We start from the raw sequence: 3,653 nt of genomic DNA, 5'->3' as shown, positions 1-3,653 counted from the left end.
TACTTTATTAATTACAATTGAAATATCGCTGGCATCAGGTAGGGGCAATGATACCACTACCAAGCTATCGGTTGAACTGATATACGCAGGATTCAGTAAGCCGGTAAGGCCTTCGGTTTCCTTTTGTGGCTTGGAATCGATTACTGGAGGCTTCTCTGGGTTAATAATAGAAACCATGGATTGAAAAACTCCTTTTTCACCTGAAATATACGGGCTGATTCTCGTATATACCCGCAATAAGTAGTTGTCAGATGGAAGTTCAGGGGGGATTTGTAAATAGGAATTGACTTTTCCTTTTTCAAGCTTGGCAAGTTCTGCTGCCACAGAAATTCCATTTCTATCCAGGAGCTCCATATAAATCACTTTTGAGGGGCTGGGATTATTTCCTGAATTTACCGAAACTTCCATCCATAAGTATTCCTCTGTTAAAGAAACAGGGTTGACGACTTGAACCAAAACTTCTTCCTCGGGAAGATCGTCCCTTGATTGGGCCATACCTTGATAACTGTAGGTACAGCAAAAACCCAGTAAAACAAGGGTTAGGAATGCATGTATATACTGATTATTCATCTTCCCAATATTCTGGTTTTTCAAGTACTCCTCCTCTGAGTCTGCAATCTGTACAGCCCTCTGTAGAGGCAAAGTAGCCTCCGCAAGGTAAATCATCACAATATTCATATAAAGGTATATAATCCAACAAACCGAATATTTCTTGATAATCCTGCGGCGCCACCGTATCGATAATGCAGCCGAAATAATCTTGAATTGAAGTTCGCCATGGAACTACATCACGGGTGTTTATGTAGAGAATTTTCTCTTTAGACACGCCTGCTGAAATATATCCTATCACGGATTCATCCGAATTGTTTACTGAGTGAATATTGCTCTCTACTGCCGAGGGAAGGGGGCTGAATATTCCTCCAATATCGTCAGAATTTCTTCGGATTCCCTCCCAGAAAATATATGCCTCGCTATTGATAGCATATTGCTTAGCTTTTATTCTATAACGGATTCCTAATTTTTCAGATAAACTGTCTATGGTTAACAATTCTTTTTGAAATATTCGACTGTCTTCAAAACGAGAAGAGACCTCCAAAATAACCCTTCTAGATTGATCAAAATTATAGCAACGATTAGTCAATTGATCAAATGGTATGTCTACCATCTCTCCGGTTTCTTTGTCATAGTTAAAAAAAGAAGTATGTGGCGTTCGGTATATCCAAGCTTCTTCATATTGCCATAGAAAATATTCGGCTTCATCATTGCCGGTTGTATTGCTATAAATCTGTACATCCCCATCTTCTTTTGTAAAAGTGATGTCAAAATCAGGGGTGACGATAGGGGTTATTTTGTCAGAAATGTAACTATCGCCATTGCTTAAATTAATGCTAAGGGTATATACCTCATTTTCCGGCAAAAAATTCTCAGTATAATAAGTTCCAAAATTATCGGATTCCAACTCCCAACTTTCACCGCTTTCGGTGGTAAGGAATAGGTTCGCCCCCGGCACAGAGAATTGAGGTATATCGCTATAGAGGGTAGAGGCATAACTTAAGTTGATGCTAGTTTTGCCTCCTCCAACTTCAATAAAACCTTCTACCACCAGAATATTTTCATTCAACTCATTGAGTTCAGGAGAAAAAGGTTCTCTACAACCAAAAGAGAGTAAAAGAATACCTAGCAGCACATAAAACTGTGTTTTTTTTATTTTGGTATCCATTAAAATTTAAAATTATAGGTGATAAATGGAATAGGCCTTGCAAATATGGATAGTTTATAGCCTTGTATGGTCCCGTTTTCCGGAGAAAAGTAAACCGAATAAGGATTTGCCCGACCAAGTAAGTTATAAACTCCCATTGACCAAGAGGCATGAGCTAGTTTTCTAACTTTGTGATTGCCTTCAATATTAAATGACAAATCTACTCTGAAATAATCCGGTATACGGTAAGCGTTTCGGTCTGAATAATAGACCCTTTCCGAACCGTTGTAATAAAACTTGGCAATGGGCAAGGTGATTGGCCTGCCTGTACTGTAATTGGCATTGATAGAAGTGTTTATCCTCTTGGTAAATTCAAAATTTCCTGCCAGCATGATGTCATGTGGCTGGTCAAAATTACTGGGGTAAAATTTCCCTCTATTGACCATCTCTCCCAATTCATCAGGATTGGTTCTGAACAAAGACCTTGAATAAGTATAACTTATCCAACCATTTAATTTCCCCTCTGTTTTTTTCGCCATTAGTTCTATGCCATATGCCTTACCTTGGGTATTGATTATATCTTGTTCAATATTATCATTGAGGATTAGAGAGGCACCAGATCTAAAATCTACTAAATTCCTCATTTTCCGGTAATAGATTTCTGCTGAAGTTTCAATGGTGTTTGATTGGAAATTTTTAAAGAAGCCGATGGCCCATTGGTCTCCAACTTGAGGGGCTAAATGAGGATCACTTAACTTCCAAGTATCCGTTGGCGCAATGGCTGATGTATTGGTAAGCATGTGTAAATGCTGCCTCATGCTGTTGTACCCGGCCTTGATTGACGTGAAGTTATCCAAGGCATATCGAGCAGAAAATCTAACCTCAGGGCCCTGATAGGTGTTGATAATTTCACCCGAAGCGTAGGATGTTTCTCCTATTTTGGTTTCTTCTGTCTTAATTGAATTGCTTGGATATTCATTAACTGTATTTGGCCCCAGGTAATTGTAAACCACGTACCTTAAGCCATAGCTGAACATTAATTTTGGATTAAATTCATATTCGTCCCCTAAGAAAAAAGAAGTTTCTAAAGCATTTTCACGACTAACTTGTTCATGAAGAAGGATAGACTCGCTTCCTTTGGGTATTTGCTCTCCGGGGTTGAGGTTATAATAAATGGCATTCATGCCAAAGCTCAACTGGTGTTTTTCGTTTAAGTCATAGGTGAAATGATTTTTCCAACTGCTTTGATCCATTCCAAAACCAAAGGCAAAGGCATTCAAAGGATCTTGTTCGCTCTGAATGTCAAAGGTATATTGGTCATGTCCGATGTGAAATTTACCTTCCAGCCGATCACTGAAATAATGGGTCCAGGTGGCACTTAGGTTTAAATTCTGATAGTTGAATACGGTATCCTTATCAAAGCGAAATGCATCTTTGCTCCAATAGGCAGAAAGGGTAAGCTCATTGTTTTCATTCATGGTGTGTTTCATGTTTAAGTTTAAATCATGAAACGAAGCCCGGCTATTTCGGAATTCTGAATCTTCATCCAAAAATCCAAATAACCAATTGGAATAAGTCGTTCTTCCCCCGACAGCAAAGGTTGTTTTTTCCGAAAGTGGTCCCTCCAGGTACAAGCGACTGGTCATTAAACCTATGCCACCACCTCCCTTAAGTTTCTCTGAATTGCCAAATTTACTTTGGATATCAAGTACAGAAGATAACCTTCCACCAAACTTTACAGGTACACCCGCCTTGTATAAATCTACACTTTCTACCATATCCGGATTGAAGGCAGAAAAAAGTCCAAAAAGATGGGTCGGATTGTAAATTGTAGCCCCATTGAATAAAATTAAGTTTTGGTCTGCTGCTCCTCCTCTTACATTAAAGCCTGCACTAGCCTCGCCAACGGTCTTTACCCCGGGTAAGGTCAGAACGGCTCGTAACACATCCACCT

General features: G+C 39.3%; 2 protein-coding genes and 1 pseudogene. All 3 read right to left on the bottom strand.

Going from position 1 to position 3,653, the window contains the following annotated elements; translation table 11 throughout:
* A pseudogene (locus tag AAC037_RS21585) lies at positions 1 to 570 on the bottom strand (hypothetical protein); the annotation flags it as partial.
* Complete coding sequence (locus tag AAC037_RS21580; RefSeq protein WP_339905533.1) at positions 563 to 1,720, bottom strand: DUF4249 domain-containing protein; 1,158 nt, start codon at positions 1,718 to 1,720, stop codon at positions 563 to 565. The gene AAC037_RS21580 and the pseudogene AAC037_RS21585, both read right to left, overlap by 8 nt.
* Positions 1,720 to 3,653: TonB-dependent receptor (locus tag AAC037_RS21575; protein ID WP_339905531.1), on the bottom strand; the 1,934-nt coding region annotated here is incomplete at its 5' end. The genes AAC037_RS21575 and AAC037_RS21580, both read right to left, overlap by 1 nt.

This window comes from uncultured Cyclobacterium sp. (assembly GCF_963976465.1).
Classification (GTDB): Bacteria; Bacteroidota; Bacteroidia; order Cytophagales; family Cyclobacteriaceae; genus Cyclobacterium.
Note: the sequence above shows the minus strand (reverse complement) of the source record. Positions and strands in the feature narration are given on the sequence as shown.

Excerpts from the sequence above, each read along its gene's own strand:
- AAC037_RS21580 (WP_339905533.1), bottom strand. The coding sequence starts at position 1,720 with ATGGATACCAAAATAAAAAAAACACAGTTTTATGTGCTGCTAGGTATT.